Origin of the sequence: Rhizobium sp. CCGE531 (assembly GCF_003627795.1) — a bacterium.
Taxonomy (GTDB): Bacteria; Pseudomonadota; Alphaproteobacteria; order Rhizobiales; family Rhizobiaceae; genus Rhizobium.
The window spans coordinates 2,546,730-2,563,185 of sequence record NZ_CP032684.1; the positions used below are offsets into that span (position 1 = coordinate 2,546,730).

General features: G+C 59.1%; 16 protein-coding genes. 8 read left to right on the top strand and 8 right to left on the bottom strand.

What is annotated here, in order from left to right:
* Positions 1 to 13: 13 nt before the first annotated feature.
* The 3 genes from CCGE531_RS12395 to CCGE531_RS12405 form a co-directional block, all read right to left on the bottom strand.
* Positions 14 to 358 carry a RidA family protein gene (locus tag CCGE531_RS12395; protein ID WP_120664431.1) on the bottom strand — a complete coding sequence of 115 codons (345 nt, stop codon included), beginning with the start codon at positions 356 to 358 and terminating at the stop codon, positions 14 to 16.
* Between the two features lie 87 nt (positions 359 to 445).
* The gene (locus CCGE531_RS12400; protein WP_120664432.1) at positions 446 to 784 is read right to left on the bottom strand and encodes a sulfur transferase domain-containing protein; all 339 of its coding nucleotides are present in this window, start codon (positions 782 to 784) and stop codon (positions 446 to 448) included.
* A gap of 71 nt (positions 785 to 855) precedes the next feature.
* Positions 856 to 1,695 carry a DUF4432 family protein gene (locus CCGE531_RS12405; protein ID WP_120664433.1) on the bottom strand — a complete coding sequence of 280 codons (840 nt, stop codon included), beginning with the start codon at positions 1,693 to 1,695 and terminating at the stop codon, positions 856 to 858.
* Between the two features lie 252 nt (positions 1,696 to 1,947).
* Between CCGE531_RS12405 and CCGE531_RS12410 the strand changes: the two genes are divergently transcribed.
* From CCGE531_RS12410 to CCGE531_RS12425, 4 genes are all read left to right on the top strand, one after another.
* The gene (locus CCGE531_RS12410) at positions 1,948 to 3,366 is read left to right on the top strand and encodes a L,D-transpeptidase (protein WP_245458838.1); all 1,419 of its coding nucleotides are present in this window, start codon (positions 1,948 to 1,950) and stop codon (positions 3,364 to 3,366) included.
* A gap of 138 nt (positions 3,367 to 3,504) precedes the next feature.
* Positions 3,505 to 3,744, top strand: coding sequence for an Arc family DNA-binding protein (locus CCGE531_RS12415; RefSeq protein WP_120664435.1), 240 nt, complete (start codon positions 3,505 to 3,507; stop codon positions 3,742 to 3,744).
* Entirely contained in the window at positions 3,741 to 4,163 is a 423-nt protein-coding gene (locus CCGE531_RS12420; protein WP_120664436.1) for a type II toxin-antitoxin system VapC family toxin, read from the top strand. The genes CCGE531_RS12415 and CCGE531_RS12420 overlap by 4 nt, the downstream gene beginning before the upstream one ends.
* Positions 4,164 to 4,310: 147 nt before the next feature.
* Positions 4,311 to 5,735 (top strand): IS701 family transposase, encoded by a 1,425-nt coding sequence (locus tag CCGE531_RS12425; RefSeq protein WP_245458839.1) that lies wholly within the window; start codon positions 4,311 to 4,313, stop codon positions 5,733 to 5,735.
* Positions 5,736 to 5,745: 10 nt separating this feature from the next.
* On the opposite strand, the gene CCGE531_RS12430 is transcribed toward CCGE531_RS12425, so the two are convergent.
* The 5 genes from CCGE531_RS12430 to CCGE531_RS12450 form a co-directional block, all read right to left on the bottom strand.
* Positions 5,746 to 6,894 carry an iron-containing alcohol dehydrogenase gene (locus CCGE531_RS12430; RefSeq protein ID WP_120664437.1) on the bottom strand — a complete coding sequence of 383 codons (1,149 nt, stop codon included), beginning with the start codon at positions 6,892 to 6,894 and terminating at the stop codon, positions 5,746 to 5,748.
* Positions 6,891 to 8,276 carry an aldehyde dehydrogenase family protein gene (locus tag CCGE531_RS12435; protein WP_120664438.1) on the bottom strand — a complete coding sequence of 462 codons (1,386 nt, stop codon included), beginning with the start codon at positions 8,274 to 8,276 and terminating at the stop codon, positions 6,891 to 6,893. Before CCGE531_RS12435 ends, CCGE531_RS12430 begins: the two co-directional genes overlap by 4 nt.
* Positions 8,277 to 8,397: 121 nt before the next feature.
* Positions 8,398 to 9,765 (bottom strand): glutamine synthetase family protein, encoded by a 1,368-nt coding sequence (locus tag CCGE531_RS12440; RefSeq protein ID WP_120664439.1) that lies wholly within the window; start codon positions 9,763 to 9,765, stop codon positions 8,398 to 8,400.
* 130 nt (positions 9,766 to 9,895) lie between these two features.
* Positions 9,896 to 11,467, bottom strand: coding sequence for an amino acid permease (locus tag CCGE531_RS12445; RefSeq protein WP_120664440.1), 1,572 nt, complete (start codon positions 11,465 to 11,467; stop codon positions 9,896 to 9,898).
* A gap of 126 nt (positions 11,468 to 11,593) precedes the next feature.
* A complete protein-coding gene (locus CCGE531_RS12450) occupies positions 11,594 to 12,361 on the bottom strand; it encodes an N-formylglutamate amidohydrolase (protein ID WP_120664441.1) in 768 nt (255 codons plus the stop codon).
* Between the two features lie 179 nt (positions 12,362 to 12,540).
* Between CCGE531_RS12450 and CCGE531_RS12455 the strand changes: the two genes are divergently transcribed.
* The 4 genes from CCGE531_RS12455 (at position 12,541) to CCGE531_RS12470 (ending at position 16,455) form a co-directional block, all read left to right on the top strand.
* Entirely contained in the window at positions 12,541 to 13,413 is an 873-nt protein-coding gene (locus CCGE531_RS12455) for a MurR/RpiR family transcriptional regulator (RefSeq protein WP_120664442.1), read from the top strand.
* A gap of 188 nt (positions 13,414 to 13,601) precedes the next feature.
* Positions 13,602 to 14,705 carry an ABC transporter substrate-binding protein gene (locus tag CCGE531_RS12460; RefSeq protein WP_120664443.1) on the top strand — a complete coding sequence of 368 codons (1,104 nt, stop codon included), beginning with the start codon at positions 13,602 to 13,604 and terminating at the stop codon, positions 14,703 to 14,705.
* Between the two features lie 71 nt (positions 14,706 to 14,776).
* Positions 14,777 to 15,670: an ABC transporter permease subunit gene (locus tag CCGE531_RS12465; RefSeq protein ID WP_120664444.1), complete on the top strand. Its 894-nt coding sequence runs from the start codon at positions 14,777 to 14,779 to the stop codon at positions 15,668 to 15,670.
* Entirely contained in the window at positions 15,667 to 16,455 is a 789-nt protein-coding gene (locus tag CCGE531_RS12470; RefSeq protein WP_120664445.1) for an ABC transporter permease, read from the top strand. Before CCGE531_RS12465 ends, CCGE531_RS12470 begins: the two co-directional genes overlap by 4 nt.
* The last annotated feature ends 1 nt before the right edge of the window (position 16,456 follow it).

Below are 16,456 nucleotides of genomic sequence, written 5' to 3' on the forward strand. Positions count from 1 at the left end.
GCGCGGAGCCGACTTAGTCGAGAGCTGCGGTCACGATGAATTCGACCTTGTACTTCGGCGCTGCGAGCTTGGCTTCGCTGGTCGCACGGGCAGGCGTATGGGCCGGATCGACCCAGGCTTCCCAGGCAGCGTTCATTTCGGCGAAATAGGAGATGTCGGAGAGATAGATGAGGGTCTGCAGGATCTTCGACTTGTTAGTGCCGGCAGCACCCAGCAGACGGTCGACTTCAGCCAGCGCCGACTTGCACTGATCGGTGACGCTTTCGCCTTCGCCAACCTGGCCGGCGAGATAGACGGTGTTGCCGTGAATGACAGCGCCGCTCATGCGGGCGCCAACGTCAATACGCTTGATGCTCATGGTCTTCTCCTGATGTTGTTCTTCGACAGGTAAACAGGGCATGGCCCGCGGCCCACCCCGCAATCAAAAGGCCGGGTAAAGACCCGTTCAGCCGCGAATATGATGCGTCTTCTGATAGATCGCGGTCGAGCGTGCACCCGACCGGCAATAGCCGAGCATCGGACGCGGGAACTCGTCCAGCGCATCGACCATGCCCTGCACGGCTTCCTCGGTGACGCCCATGGGGCCGACGGGCACCTGGGTGATCTCCAGGCCGAGTTCCTTGGCACGGGCCTCGATGACGCCAAACGGCGTCTGATCCGGGCTCTCATTGTCCGGGCGGTGGCAGACGATGGACTTGAAACCCATGGCCTTGATCTGGTCGAGATCCTCTACGGTGATCTGGCCGGACACCGAGTATTCATCGTCGATCGGGCGGATATCCATGGTTCATGTCCTCTCTAAAACCGTGGCCATGATCTACGCCGCGACAGGGCGAGCGTCAACCGCGGGCACTCTCAAACAAAGGCAAAGTTGAGCATGAAATTGCGGGCTTCGCCGGGCTGGAGAATATTGAATTCGCCCGCCTCCTCAAGCTCCGCGCGCGAGACCCAGCGATGCGACACCGGCTCGATGCCGAGGACATGCGCAGGCGCGCGCTGGTTGCGCCAGACCTGCAGGAACGGCAGCATATCGGTACCGAAGCGCACCCTCAAAGACTTGCCGCCGATGGCCGCGATGGGGCCGAGACTGATCTCCGCCCAATCCTCGCCCTTGTCCTGCGCCGGCACGCAGAAGATGTCGCCGCCCTCCTCGCCGAACGTCCAGGGAAAGCCGCCATTCTCCAGCATCTGTCCGGTGAGGCGCGTGCCGCTGTCGAACCACTTTCCACCGAGATTCATATGGTACATTAGAAAGACCGGCATCGCCTCGACGCTCGTATTGACGATGCGGTCTGCGAGCGAAACCTCGCCCGTCGCGCCGTCGATCCGCCAATGGCGTTCCAGCCTCGCCGTGCGACGTTCGGCGGTGATGACGTCGATATCGGCGCGGCATTCCGCATTGCCATCCTCGAACCTGGTCCAGAGAATTTTGGCCGGATGGGAGGAAAAGGATCCATGAAGCGGATAGCGCCTTCCTTCGAAGGCTCCCGTCATCGGTTGCGGATGACGGATATGGTCCGGGCCGCAAGTAAAGAGGAAGCCCTCCAGCGAATGGTCGATACGCGGATCGCCGTCGTCGGGAATGGCGCGTCCAGGTGCGAGATTGTTTCCATCGACGATGCAGGCACCGATATCCAGCACGGAGCTTTCGTCCAGCATCAGTTTCGGCCCCTTGGCCGCCGAAAAATCCATCATCCCCAGCATCCTTCCCGATTGGCGCTGCCAGCGGACGTTGTCCCGCGATGGAGCGCGGCTGAAATAAACGGTGATTTGGCTTACCGAATGTTAACTTGAAGTCTTGATCACAGAATTTTTTATACTTTATTCAGCATGATAATCTAAATTTCCATACTGGCGTCAAAATTGCCATGTGTGTGTCAGCCGAACGACCACCCCGAGGATTCGACAGACGTGAACCGGTTCGTAAAATTGAGTTTTGTCCTGGCAATGACTGCCACAGTATCCATGCCCGCGCTCACCGATGCGCAGGCACAATACTATCGCAGCGGAAACGGCAACACGGTTCTCGTCACTCCCGACGGCCGTATCCTCGATCAATACCCTTACGGCGGTGGATATTCCATGACGCGCGATGGACGCGGCCGACGGGTTCTGATCGATTCCTACGGCAATGTCGTCGCCACGGAGATGAAGGCAAGTACCTATTATCCTCGCGCGCCCGCTCGCGAAGCCTATAACGATAATGGCCGCGACAATGGCGGCCGTTATGGCGACACGCAGCTCTCCAACAACGGCGGGTACCAGGACTACCGCCAGTATCGCACCGATAGCTACGGCAATTACGACGGCGACGATCAGCAGGATCGGGGCGTCGTGACCGGCGGCATCCCGCGTGATGGCGATATTCAGCGCCAGCCGCTCGACAATCAGCCTCTGCCGAGCAAGAACCAGGGCCAGACGAACCCGAGCGGCAACGATTATGCATCGATAGACCCGCAGCAGGGCGCACCAGATATCGTCAACAAGCCGCCGGCCGAGCCCGTCATCACGCTCAAGGGCAAGTCGAAGATGGAGATCACCGCGATCGAGGTCTTCCTTGCGCGGCAGGGCATTTCGCCAGGCGCCATCGATGGCCGCATGGGCGCCAACGTCACCAAGGCGATCTATGCCTATCAGCTGATGACCGGCCAGACCCTCGATCCGAACAATACCGACGCAATTCTCGAGCAGCTGCGCATGTCCGGCGGCATGCCGATCATTAACTACACGATCACGGCGGCCGACGCGGCCGGCCCCTATGTTGCATCGATCCCCGAAGATTATGCCGCAAAATCCCAGATGCCCTCCCTCGGCTATACGTCGACGACCGAAATGCTGGCGGAGCGCTTTCATATGGATGAAGGCTACCTGAAGGCGCTCAATCCCGGTGTCGATTTCACCGTGCCCGGCAGCACCATCAAGGTCGTCAATACTGGTTCCAGCAAGACGGGTGCGGTCGCCAAGATCCTGGCGGACAAGGGCCGCAAGCAGGTTTTCGCCTATGACGCCAACGGCACCTTAGTCGCCGCCTACCCTGCCAGCATCGGATCCGCCGACACGCCCTCGCCCTCCGGCACGGTCACGGTCGAGCGCGTCGCCTTCAATCCAGGCTATACCTACAATCCTAAGATCAATTTCCAGCAGGCCGGAAACGATAAGATTCTCAACATCCCACCCGGGCCGAACGGCCCGGTCGGTACGGTTTGGATGGCGCTGTCGAAGCCTACCTACGGCATCCACGGCACGCCGGACCCCTCGAGAATCGGCAAGACACAGAGCCATGGCTGCGTGCGCCTCACCAATTGGGATGCGACTGAGCTCGGCAAAATGGTCAAGCCCGGCACCGTTGTCGAATTCGTGGATTGATTTGCCAACGGGCGAAAAGGCCATCGACTCAACTGCCCAATGGCCCTTTTTGGATGCGATCCTCCGTACCGTCAGCGTTCGGAATTGCTATCAAATTTCAGAATTGATATCATTCCTTCGACATTCGGAGAAATAGCGATGGCTGCCATTACCGTAAGAAATCTTCCCGATGAAACTCACCGAGCGCTGAAGCTGCGAGCCGAGCAACATGGACGCAGCACCGAAGCTGAAATCCGTGAAATTCTGGAGGAAGCTGTGCGTCCAAAGGACCGGCTGAAGATCGGCTCGGAATTGGCAGCATTTGGGCGCCAGTTTGGTGGTTTGGATCTCGATTTGGAGCGTGAGCGGACGCCGACAGAACCGGCTAGTTTCGAATGATTATTCTCGACACAAATGTCGTCTCGGAACCGATGAAGCCCACGGGCAATGATCAAGTTTTGAAATGGCTGGACCAGCAGCTGGCGGAAACGCTTTTCCTGACGAGCACAAGCCTCGCCGAACTGTTGGTCGGTATAGAGATTCTGCCGGATGGCAAACGCAAGATGGGCCTTGATGGCGCGCTCACCCAACTTGTTTCACGGCTCTTTGCTTCACGCATTCTTGCCTTCGACAAGGCCGCCGCAGAAAATTACGCACCTTTAATCAGCCGCGCGAGATCCGCAGGATACTCGATTGCCGTCGCGGATGGCCAAATCGCGGCAATTGCGGCAACACATGGTTTCGCCGTCGCCACGCGAGATACAGCTCCATTCGTGGCCGCAGGAATCTCGACAATCAATCCCTGGAAAGAAGGGTGACGGAAAACGGCCGCCCTGCGATATGCTCACAGTGCGGCCGACGGAAGCCACGGCTTATTAGTCTTACTGAGTCACAAAAAACGGGAGATTCGCGGTTTGCGATGATGTGCTAGCGTGGCGATTCGTGGTCAGCAGGAGCAAGCTGAGATGAATGGCCTGAACGGAAGAAGTGAACCAGACTTTGCGGATTATGTCGAGAGGCTTGTCGATGTGATCGGCCATGCCGATCGGGCAGAGCCGCTGAAGGATTACTGCCTTGGCCTCATGCTGCCGGTGGAGCGCAAGAGTGTCGAGCCTCTGGCAGCGGTAACGGCACCGGCGAGGGTTTCGTCCAAGCATCAGTCGTTACTGCATTTCGTCGGTCAGGCGCCGTGGTCGGACGAGGCGCTTCTGCGGCGGATTGGCGATTTGGTGCTGCCGCTGATCGAGCGACATGGGCCGATCGAGGCGTGGATTGTAGATGACACCGGCTTTCCCAAGAAGGGCAGGCATTCGGTCGGGGTGGCGCGGCAATATTGTGGCCAACTCGGCAAGCAGGACAACTGCCAAGTCGCGGTCAGCTTGTCGATCGCCAACGTCGCAGCGAGCTTGCCGATTGCCTACCGGCTGTATCTACCCGAGATCTGGGCCGACGATGCCGAGCGGCGGCGCAAGGCGAAGATCCCTGACAGCGTCGCATTCCAGACCAAACCGGCCATCGCGCTGGAGCAGATCCGAGCCGCCCAGGCAGCCGGAGTGGCGCCCGGTGTGGTGTTGGCCGATGCCGGCTATGGCGTGGACGGCGCATTCCGCGCCGGCCTGTCGGCACTCGGCCTCGACTATGTCGTGGGCGTGCAGCCGACACTCAGCGTCTGGCGACCCGGCGAGGGACCATTGCCACCCGAGCCCTGGCGCGGAAAGGGGCGGCCAACCTCGCTGATGCGCCGCAGCCCCGAGCACAGCCCGATATCGGCCAAGGCGTTGGCGCAGGAACTGCCGCAAGATGCCTGGCAGATCATCGGCTGGCGGGAAGGAACCAACACTGACCTCAACTCTCGCTTCGCCGCCGTGCGCGTCAGGCCCGCGTCCAGGGATTACAAATTGACCGAGCCCCGCGCCGAGGAATGGCTGCTGATCGAATGGCCCGAGGGTGATGCCGAACCACTCAAATACTGGCTCTCCACTCTCCCGGCCGCCGCTTCGCTCGCAAAGCTCGTCAGCACCGCCAAGCTGCGCTGGCGCATCGAGCGCGACTATCAGGAACTCAAACAGGAACTCGGGCTCGGCCACTATGAGGGACGCGGTTGGCGCGGCTTCCATCATCATGCAAGCCTCTGCATTGCCGCTTACGGATTCCTCATCTCCCAAAGGGAGACGATTCCCCCCTCAGCGCCGCCCGAAACCAAAAACCGCCCGCAATCTGGCCTTCCCCAGGGTTATCGACCCCGCGGAGCCCCCGATCCGACCCGAGCGACACGTGTCGAATTCGATCGCCACAATCCGAAGGCACTTGACCGTCGCACTCAGTCGCAACCTCCAGCGATGTCCATGCTGCTCCCGGATGAAGGATCGATAAAATCCACAAATTTGTGACGCAGTAAGATTAGAAGCAATCCCTAAATAGGGCCTTGGTATTTTCGAGCGTCATCGGCACAGGATTGCCGCCGGCACTAGGGTCTTCGATTGCCATGGCTGAAAGCTCGTCGATCCGGTCGGGTGCGATGCCCATGGCGGACAGACTTTCCGGCACGCCGAGTTCCGAGCGCAATTGCAGCACATAATCATAGAAGCCGTCGAAACCGCCCGAAATCCCAAGATAGGCGGCGGCGCGTCCGATCTTGTCCTCGATAGCCTTGCGGTTGAAGCGCAGGACGGCCGGCATGACGACGGCGTTGGTCGTGCCGTGATGGGTGTTGTAGACGGCGCCGATCGGATGCGACAGCGCGTGGATGGCGCCAAGACCCTTCTGGAACGCAACGGCGCCCATGGCGGCGGCGCTCATCATATTGGCACGCGCTTCGAGATCCGTCCCCTCGCGATGGGCGCGCGGCAGGAACTCCTTGACCAGCCGCATGCCTTCCAGCGCGATACCAGCCGACATCGGGTGATAGAACGGCGAGGAATAGGCTTCCAGGCAATGAGCAAACGCATCCATGCCGGTGCCGGCGGTGATCACCTTCGGCATGCCGACGGTCAGCTCGGGATCGGCGATGACGACGCCGGGCAGGAACTTCGGATGGAAGATGATCTTCTTCACATGCGTTGCGGAATTGGTGATGACGCTGGCGCGGCCGACTTCAGAGCCGGTGCCGGCGGTCGTCGGCACCGCGACGATCGGCGCAATGCCTTCGACGCTTGCGCGGGTCCACCAGTCGCCGATATCTTCGAAATCCCAGACCGGCCGCGTCTGACCAGCCATGAAGGCGACGCACTTGCCGAGATCGAGGCCGGAACCACCACCGAAGGCGACGACGCCGTCATGCCCGCCATCCTTGAAGGCCTTCACGCCGGCTTCGAGGTTCTTCTCGTTGGGATTTGGATCGACATCGGCAAAGAGAGCCCGTCCGAGACCCGCATCCTCCAGGATGTCCAATGCGGTCTTGGTGATCGCCATCGAGGCAAGTCCCCGGTCGGTGACCAGGAGCGGCTTCTTCATGCCCAGGCTCTTGCAGGCGTCCGCGAGTTCCTTGATGCGGCCGCGGCCGAGCTTGAAAGCGTTCGGATAGCTCCAATTGGCTGAGATAGTGCTCATGCTGTTACTTTCTTCAGATGATAGGATTTCGGACGCGTCAGGTTGTGGAAACCGATGATCGACAGCGAGCCGCCGCGGCCGGTTTCCTTGACGCCGGTCCAGCACAGCGCCGGATCGAGATAATCGGCGCGGTTCATGAAGACGGTGCCAGTTTCGATCTCACGGCCAATGCGCGAGGCGCGCTCGACATCCCTGGTCCAGAGCGATGCCGTCAGACCGTAGGGGCTGTCGTTCATCAGCTCCAGTGCTTGCGCGTCGCTCTTCACCTTCATGATGCCGACGGCCGGGCCGAAGGTCTCTTCGCGCATGAAGGCCATCGAATGATCGACATCGACGAGGATCTGCGGCGCCAGATAGGCGCCGCCATCATCTGCCGGGAACAGCTTGGGATCGACCAGCGCCTTGGCGCCCTTGGCGACGGCATCGGCGATCTGTTCGCGCACCACCTTGGCGAAGCGCTTGTGCGCCATCGGCCCGAGCGACGTTTCGGGATCAAGCGGATTGCCGAGCTTGTAATTCGAAACCCAGGCAACCGACTTTTCGACGAAGGCGTCGTATAGCGATTCATGCACATAGATGCGCTCGATGCCACAGCAGCACTGGCCGGAATTATAGGTCGCTCCATCCATCAGCGTATCGACCGCAGCGTCGAGATCGGCATCCTCCATCACATAGCCCGGATCCTTGCCGCCAAGCTCCAGGCCGAGGCTGGTGAAGGTGCCGGCGGCCGCACGCTCGATCGACCGGCCGCCTTCGACGGAGCCGGTGAAATTGACGAAGTTGAAACTGCCGGCCGCAATCAGCGCCGAGGTCGTTTCATGATCGAGGAAGACATTCTGGAAGACGTCGGCGGGAACGCCGGCCTCGACGAAAGCCTGCACCAGCCGCTCGCCGACCAGCAACGTCTGGCTCGCATGCTTGAGAACCACGGTGTTGCCGGCCATCAGCGCCGGGGCGATCGTGTTGATCGCCGTCATGTAAGGATAGTTCCAGGGCGCGATGACGAAGACGACGCCATGCGGCTCGCGTTCTATGCGGCGGGCAAAATTCGCGCTGTCCTCGACAACCAACGGTGCCAAGGCATCGGCGGCGATCGACGCGACATAGTTCGAACGCTCGTTGAAACCGCGATATTCCCCGCCATACTTGATCGGGCGGCCCATCTGCCAGGCAAGCTCCGGCACGACCACATCGGCCATCTCATTGAGCCGGGCGGCACCCTTCAGCACCAGCTGAACGCGATCTTCCAGCGGGCGGCGCGCCCAATCCTTTTGCGCCTTGCGGGCGCGGGCTACGACGTCCTTGGCAGCATCCAGCGACAAGGCCGGGCGTTCGGCATAAACCTCTCCGTTTATCGGGGAGACGCACGTGATCATGGTCATGATCGAATTCCTGTTTTCTTCGTCATCAATTGATTGCCGGATGTCCCGCAACCGGCAAAAACATCCTGAGGCCCTGCCCGATCATAGAATGAAATCGGGCATGAGGCAGATCGCAAAAGCCTTACGCCCTTTCGAATCCGCGCGCCACTTCCCAATCGGTGACGCGGCGATCATACTCCTCCTGCTCCCATTCGGCGGCGCGGGTATAGTGGTCGATGACATCGTCGCCGAAGGCGGCGCGCAGCATCTTCGAAGTGGTCAGCGCCGTCGTGGCATCGCGTAAGGTGCGCGGTATCTCGCGGACTTCGCGCGCGCCATAAGCATCGCCGACGAAGGGTGCTTCGAGTTCGAGCTTGTTCTCTATACCGTCGATGCCGGCGGCGATCAGGGCCGCAAACGCCAGATAAGGATTGAGGTCAGAGCCGCCGACGCGGCACTCGATGCGAATGCTCTTGGTTTCAGCGCCACACAGGCGATAGCCGGCTGTGCGATTGTCGGTGCTCCAGATCGCCTTCGTGGGCGCGAAGGTGCCAGCAACGAAGCGCTTGTAGGAATTGATATAGGGCGCCAGGAAATAGGTGATCTCGCTGGCGTGAGTCAGAAGGCCGGCGACATAGTGCCTCATCATCGGCGTCATGCCGTGTTCTTTTTCCTTGTCGAAGAACAACGGTGTCTTGCCGTCGGTGCTCCAGAGCGACTGATGGATATGCGACGAGCTGCCGGCGGCACTATAGTTCCATTTCGCCAGGAAGGTGATCGCCTTGCCCTTCGACCAGGCAATCTCCTTACAGCCGTTCTTGATTATCGCATGACGGTCGGCCATATCAAGCGCATCGGCGTAGCGGACATTGATTTCCTCCTGCCCCGCCGAAGCCTCGCCCTTCGAATTTTCCACAGGGATGCCCGCCGCTTGGAGGCCAGTGCGGATCGCCCGCATTACCTCTTCTTCCTTGGTGGTCTGGAAGATGTGATAATCCTCGTTATAGCCGCTGGCGAGCTTCATGTTGCGATAGCCGGCCTCGCGCGCGCTGTCATAGCTCTGGTCGAACAGGAAGAATTCGAGCTCCGAAGCCATGTAAGCCTTGAGGCCCATGGCTTCCAATCGCTGCACCTGCTTCTTCAGGATGGCGCGCGGGGAATGCGGCACTTCCTCATGGGTATGGTGGTCGAGCACGTCGCAAAGGACGAGCGCCGTGCCCTCCAGCCAGGGAATGCGGCGCAGCGTCGCGAGATCGGGCTTCATCGTATAGTCGCCGTAGCCCTTCTCCCAGCTTGTCGACTTGTAGCCGGAGACGGTCTCCATTTCGATGTCGGTCGCCTGCAGGTAGTTGCAGCTATGCGTTTCCTTCCAGGCGCTTTCAATGAAGAATTCCGCCTGGAAACGTTTGCCCATCAACCGGCCCTGCATGTCGACCTGACATGCGAGAACCGTATCGATGCGCCCTTCGGCCACATCTCGTCTGAGGTCGTCGAACGTATAGCTGCTCATAATTTGGTCCGCCTGAAAGATAGAGGGGTGATCATCCGACGACGCGGTGGGCCGCCCTATTGCCCGAAGCCGCTCGTCAAGTTTGATGGGGCCGCGACAACGGCCCCGCCGGATTGATGACGGATGAGGATCATACCTCGCCGACTGCCCGTTCGGCAGCCGCGATATCCGCCTGACGCTTGGCGATCATGTCGCCGATCGGCGGCCCCTGGAAGCGACGCTTTTCGAAGGCAAACCAAATGATCGCGGTCAACACCAGGAAGCCGATTGTGATATAAAGCGCCCACTGGTTCGGCGGCTGCACGCCGATGACGAAAATGACCGCCATCGCAACGATCACAAGAAGCGAGACCAGCTTGTAAACGCCGATCCCCATGTTCCATGGACCCATTTTCGGCCATTTTGCGGTTCCTATCGCCTTGATGCCGAGCACGATCGGCACGGCGAACGAGAGGAAAAGGAAGATAACCGTGCACGATACGACGATCGTATAGGCCGAAGAGCCGGCGATCGTGACGAGCGAAGCGCCCCAGACGAACAGTACGGAAAGAACCGCAGCCGTCCAGATCGCGATCGAGGGCGTCCGAAATTTTGGGCTGACGCTGGCGAGCGCTTTCGAAAACGGCAGGCCGCCGTCGCGCGAGAAGGCATAGATCATGCGCGATGCCGATGTCACGGTCGCAAGGCCGCACAGAAGCTGAGAGATGAAAATCGCAACATAAAGTATATTGGCCACGACAGGATTGGTAATGCCGTTGATGGTCCAGAAGAAGACGTTCCAGCCCTGTTTCGACGCTTCATTCATGTCCGGGATCGCCAGGAGGAAGGCGAGGAGCATGATATAACCGAAGAAAGATGACCACCAGACCGAGGAAACCATACCACGCGGCACGGAACTGGACGCCTTGACCGTCTCCTCGGACGTATGCGCCGAGGCATCATAACCTGTGATCGTGTAGATCGGCAGCAACAGACCGAGGGCGAAGATGTACCAGACATTGTCCGTTTTCGGCCAAACCGAGGCGTCACCTTCCGGCGTGCCGGAATAGTTGGTGAAGGTCCAGATGCGGCTGATATCCCAGCTCTTCACGCCGATGAGGCAGACGACAGTCAACGCGATCGCAGCGGCGAAGATGAGGTAGCCGGACATATCGGTCAGCTTTGCGGTGAGCTTGATGCCGAAGTGATTGATCAGCGCCTGCAGGCCGGTGATGATGGCGACGAAAATGATCTGATTGGCAAAACCCGCCGAAGTCGTGGTATCGACGGCAATACCGAACCAGCCGGCGATGGAACCGCTGAAGAAGCCCCAGGTGCCGACATTGATCGCGCCGAGCACGGTGATCAGACCGAGAAGATTGAGCCATGCCGTCAGCCAGCCGGTGAACCGGTTGCCGAGGATCGAGCCCCAATGATAGAGGCCACCAGCCGTGGGATAGGCCGAGGAAATCTGTGCCATCGAGAGCGCGAAAACACCCGAAATCAGGCAGCCGAGCGGCCAACCTATACCGATCGCGGCACCGCCAGCGCCCGATGTCGCTTGTGCAAGCGAGTTGATGCCGCCAGATAGAATGCAAATGATGGAGAAGGAAATGGCGAAATTCGAGAATGAACTCATGCGCCGTTCCAGCTCCTGGGCGTAGCCCATGGAGTGCAGGATATGAACATCCTGCTTTTTGTCTAACTCTGTGTAATCAGACATGTCATTCCCCCTTAAGCCCGGTCGTCCGCGGGATTGCGGAGAACCTTGTGTCACATGGGCCGCCGACTTTTTGCCGTGCGGCCTGATCGCAGTGGAACTGCTCCCCGGGGTCTTTTTCTTTTATGCTCAGGCTTCCAGACTGCTCTGGATAAGCCCTGTCAGATAATCGGCCACGACCCCTTGGCCGACGTCATCTTGAATGAGGTCGTTGCGGACCTCGATCATTACATTATGCAGGCTGTTGGCGATCCCATGCAGCTTCAGCGTATGGGTGACGCCGTCTTCAGGCCCGTAAGGTTGATTGCGTTCCGTCCGATAGAGCGGCGCTTCAGCCGCCGCATCCAGCATGCGATCGGCCAGCCAACGGTCCTCGTCATGCAGAATGCCAAGCTCCACCACACGCGGCTTGCCGTTATAGATCGGCGTGAAGCTGTGGATTGTCGCGATCACGTTTTTTTGTCCGCGTGCGGCCCTCTCTTTTAACAGGGCCCTGATCCTGTCATGAAACGGTAAGTAGAGGCCTTGCGTGCGCGCCAGCCGGTCTGCCTCGCCCAGATGCTGATTGCCTGGGATCGTATAGATTTCGCTCGTCTCCGGCATGGCGCCGGCACTTTCCGGCGGCCGGTTGCAGTCATAGATCAGGCGTGAGAAACGCTGAAAAACCAGCGTCGCGTTCAAGCTCGCGGACATTCTTCTTGCAACCGCCAGTGCGCCCGGATCCCAGGCAATATGGCTGGAAAGCGCCTCGGCGGAAAGCCCGAGATCCCCGAACCGCTCCGGCAGAGCACAGGAAGCATGCTCGCAGACGAGCAAAATCGCGCTGCTTCCATCCGGCCTTTCGACCGCGACACAATCGCCATCCGCCTTCGTCAGAATGCCTTGCTGCGCAAGCATTGGAGACGCCCCATTGCCGATTAATGAAATTTTTATAAGAAAAGAATTCTTCAGGTTTTCACCGCTGTCAATCGAAAACTGAAATTATTTCTTCATTTGTGACATTGACTCGAAATATGACAGCGTTGTTATATCCTTGCAGGAAAGCGGCATAAGACCGTCCCGGGGAGCAAAATCGAGTGAGTAATGCGTCGAAGACAGTTTCTGACGTGATCAACGCGCGCTTCGACACGCTGACGCGCGCCGAAAAGCAGCTCGCCAAGAGCCTGCTCGACAACTATCCCGTTTCAGGGCTTGGCAGCATCACCACGGTTGCCGAAAATGCGCGCGTTTCGACGCCAACGGTCGCGCGCATGGTGCAGAAACTCGGGTACAAGGGCTACCCGGACTTTCAGGCCCATCTTCATCAAGAGCTCGAGGCAACCATCTCCAATCCGCTGACGAAGCATGATCGCTGGGCATCGAACGCGCCGGGCACGCATATCCTCAATCGCTTTGCCGATGCCATCATGAGCAATCTGCGCCAGACGCTTTCGGATATCGATGCCGCAACATTCGACAGCGTTGCGACCCTGCTATCCGAAAGAAAGCGCGGGCTCTATTTCGTCGGCGGACGCATTACGGGCGCGCTTGCCGAATATTTCTTCACCCACATGCAGGTCATTCGTCCCAACACGACGCTGCTCTCCTCCAATTCCAGCACCTGGCCGCAATATGTCCTGAACATGAATCCGGGCGATCTGCTCGTCATCTTCGACATCAGGCGCTACGAGCAGGAAATGGTCAATCTGGCCGCGGCCGCCCGCCGGCGTGGCGCCGAAATCATCGTCTTTACGGACCAGTGGGCAACACCGGCGGCCAAACATGCGCGACACACGTTCCGCGTGCAGATTGAAGCCCCCTCCGCCTGGGATTCGTCAGTCGTTACTCTCTTCATCGTCGAAGCCCTGATCGAGGCGGTTCAAAGCTCGACGTGGGACGAGACGAGCGAGCGCATGAAAACGCTCGAGGGCCTTTTTGAGCAGACAAAACTGTTCCGCAGGCTGAGTTGAGAGGAAAACTGAAGCATAAAATAATATCTCGCCAAGCGATGTGAAATGCAGCGACTGTCATACTTGTTGATTAGAAGCAAAATCATCTTCGCTGTCAGTAAACGCAACGCTTTGAAACCGTCACACAACCTTCATGTTACGTCATTAACAGCAACGCCAGACACTGAAACCCAGAAGGAGGAAATGCAGTGACCTCGAAAATTCATCGTCTTCTGACCATCTCTACCGCAATGCTCGTCGCTTCGACGGCAATGGCGGCCGCGGAGCCGAGCGCCGATCTCATCGCCGCTGCCAAGAAGGAAGGCACGCTGACCACGATCGCGCTGCCCCACAACTGGTGCGGTTACGGCGATCTCATCGCTGCGTTCAAGGCAAAGTACGGCATCGAAGTCAACGAACTGAATCCGGATGCCGGTTCGGGCGATGAAGTCGAAGCAATCCGCGCCAACAAGGGCAACACCGGCCCGCAGGCTCCTGATGTCATCGACGTCGGTCTCTCCTTCGGCCCGACCGCCAAGAAGGAAGGCCTGCTACAGCCTTACAAGGTCTCCACCTGGGCTTCCATTCCGGACAGCGCCAAGGATGCCGAAGGCTACTGGTACGGCGATTACTACGGCGTTCTCTCCTTCGTCGTGAACAAGGACGTCGTGAAGAACCCGCCGAAGGACTGGGCTGACCTGCAGAAGCCGGAATACGCCAACACCGTTTCGCTCGCCGGCGACCCGCGCACCTCGAACCAGGCCGTTCAGGCCGTTTACGCAGCCGGTCTGGCTGCCGGTGAAAAGGACGCTGCCAAGGTCGGCGCTGCTGGTCTCGACTACTTCGCAAAGCTGAACAAGGCTGGCAACTTCGTTCCGGTCATCGGCAAGTCCGCTTCGCTCGCACAGGGCGCAACCCCGATCGTCGTCGCATGGGACTACAACGGCCTGTCCTGGCGCGACAGCCTGAACGGCAACCCGCCGGTTGACGTCACCGTTCCGGCTTCGGGCGTTATCGCAGGCGTCTACGTCCAGGCGATCTCGGCCTTCGCTCCACATCCGAATGCTGCCAAGCTCTGGATGGAGTTCCTCTATTCCGACGAAGGCCAGATCGGCTGGCTGAAGGGCTATTGCCACCCGATCCGCTTCAACGACCTGGCAAAGAACAAGAAGGTCCCGCAGGAACTTCTCGACAAGCTGCCGCCGGCTGCCGCCTATGAAAAGGCCATATTCCCGACGCTCGAAGAGCAGGATGCTGGCAAGGCCGCCATCACCACGAAGTGGGATTCCGTCGTCGGTTCGAACGTAAAGTAATCATATCCAATATCACCTCCCCGTTTCGACGGGGAGGTTTTCCTTTTTCGGCGCCGCGGATTGGGCCAATCATGAGCATCGTCACAACATCAACGGTCAGCACCTCCCCTCTGATCAACAAACGCGTGGTCGTCGACTGGCTGGGCATCGCGCCCTTCTTGATCTTCGCGATGCTGTTTCTGATTCTCCCAACGATCTATCTCGTCGCCGGCGCCTTTCTGACGCCCGACGGCAGTCTGACGCTGAAGAACATTGGCGATCTATTCACAGAATCGATCATGGCCTCCTATTGGATCAGCATAAAGGTGTCGGTCGCCTCGGCGCTCGGTGGCGCGCTGATCGGCTTTTATCTGGCCTGGGCTCTGGTCATGGGCGGACTTCCGGCCTGGGTGCGCCATGCCTTCCTGACCTTTTCCGGCGTCGCCTCAAATTTCGCCGGCGTACCTCTGGCTTTTGCATTCATCGCCACGATCGGTCGCCTGGGTCTCGTCACGCTGCTGGTGAAAAACTGGTTTGGCTTCGACATTTTTCAAGCAGGCTTCAATCTCTATAGCTTTACCGGCCTGACCCTGACCTACATGTACTTCCAGATTCCGCTGATGGTACTGATCATCACGCCGGCCCTGGACGGCATGAAGAAGGAATGGCGCGAAGCAGCCTCCATCCTCGGAGCAACCAACAAGCAATATTGGCTGATGGTGGCGCTGCCCATCCTCTGGCCGAGCCTGCTCGGCACGACGCTGCTGCTTTTTGCCAACGCCTTCGGCGCCATCGCAACTGCCATTGCGCTGACGGGTAGCTCGCTGAACATCATTCCGATCCAGCTCTATGCCCAGATCCGTGGCGACGTGCTGCACAACGCCAACCTCGGTTATGCGATGGCTCTCGGCATGATCGTCATAACAGGCATTTCCAACATCATTTACATCATCATGCGTATCCGCGCGGAACGGTGGCAGAAATGAAGCTGCAAAAATTCTTTGCCTGGATCGCGGTCGTCATCGGCGCCATCTATTTCATCGTTCCGCTGATCGGCACGCTGGAATTCTCGCTGCGCATGCGCCGCAATGCCTATAGTTTCGACGCCTATGCATCGGTCTTTTCCGACACGCACTTCCTGTACGCGTTCGGCTATTCCATGTTCATGGCGGTGCTGACCATCATCGTCGGCATGCTGCTCGTCGTGCCCACGGCCTACTGGGTCCGGCTTCGCCTGCCCCAGATTCGCCCGATCGTCGAATTCATCACGCTGATGCCTTTGGTCATTCCCGCGATCGTCATCGTCTTCGGCTATCTGCGCCTCTACAATTCGTCATCGATCCTGCCTTTGACGGGCTTCGAGCAGACGACAAACTTCCTTCTGGTCTGCTCCTATATTGTCTTGTCCCTTCCCTATATGTATCGTTCCGTCGATACGGCGATGCGCACGATCGATGTCGGCACCCTGACGGAAGCGGCGGAAAGCCTTGGCGCGAAGTGGACGACCATCATGTTCCGCTGCATTTTTCCCAATGTCATGAGCGGCGTTCTTTCCGGTGCCTTCATCACGCTGGCGATCGTTATGGGCGAATTCACGATGGCATCATTGCTCAACCGGCCGGCTTTCGGCCCTTACATGCAGCTCGTCGGCGCCAACCAGGCTTATCAGTCCTCGGCACTCGCCATCATCGCGCTTGCTGTCACCTGGCTCAGCATGGGCCTGCTACAGCTCGTTTCCCGCTTCTCAAAACTGGCTCCGGTTAAGGCGTAAG

Excerpts from the sequence above, each read along its gene's own strand:
- CCGE531_RS12400 (WP_120664432.1), bottom strand. The coding sequence starts at position 784 with ATGGATATCCGCCCGATCGACGATGAATACTCGGTGTCCGGCCAGATC.
- CCGE531_RS12465 (WP_120664444.1), top strand. The coding sequence starts at position 14,777 with ATGAGCATCGTCACAACATCAACGGTCAGCACCTCCCCTCTGATCAAC.
- CCGE531_RS12470 (WP_120664445.1), top strand. The coding sequence starts at position 15,667 with ATGAAGCTGCAAAAATTCTTTGCCTGGATCGCGGTCGTCATCGGCGCC.
- CCGE531_RS12435 (WP_120664438.1), bottom strand. The coding sequence starts at position 8,276 with ATGACCATGATCACGTGCGTCTCCCCGATAAACGGAGAGGTTTATGCC.
- CCGE531_RS12405 (WP_120664433.1), bottom strand. The coding sequence starts at position 1,695 with ATGATGGATTTTTCGGCGGCCAAGGGGCCGAAACTGATGCTGGACGAA.
- CCGE531_RS12430 (WP_120664437.1), bottom strand. The coding sequence starts at position 6,894 with ATGAGCACTATCTCAGCCAATTGGAGCTATCCGAACGCTTTCAAGCTC.
- CCGE531_RS12450 (WP_120664441.1), bottom strand. The coding sequence starts at position 12,361 with ATGCTTGCGCAGCAAGGCATTCTGACGAAGGCGGATGGCGATTGTGTC.
- CCGE531_RS12440 (WP_120664439.1), bottom strand. The coding sequence starts at position 9,765 with ATGAGCAGCTATACGTTCGACGACCTCAGACGAGATGTGGCCGAAGGG.
- CCGE531_RS12415 (WP_120664435.1), top strand. The coding sequence starts at position 3,505 with ATGGCTGCCATTACCGTAAGAAATCTTCCCGATGAAACTCACCGAGCG.
- CCGE531_RS12425 (WP_245458839.1), top strand. The coding sequence starts at position 4,311 with ATGAATGGCCTGAACGGAAGAAGTGAACCAGACTTTGCGGATTATGTC.
- CCGE531_RS12445 (WP_120664440.1), bottom strand. The coding sequence starts at position 11,467 with ATGTCTGATTACACAGAGTTAGACAAAAAGCAGGATGTTCATATCCTG.
- CCGE531_RS12395 (WP_120664431.1), bottom strand. The coding sequence starts at position 358 with ATGAGCATCAAGCGTATTGACGTTGGCGCCCGCATGAGCGGCGCTGTC.
- CCGE531_RS12410 (WP_245458838.1), top strand. The coding sequence starts at position 1,948 with ATGACTGCCACAGTATCCATGCCCGCGCTCACCGATGCGCAGGCACAA.
- CCGE531_RS12420 (WP_120664436.1), top strand. The coding sequence starts at position 3,741 with ATGATTATTCTCGACACAAATGTCGTCTCGGAACCGATGAAGCCCACG.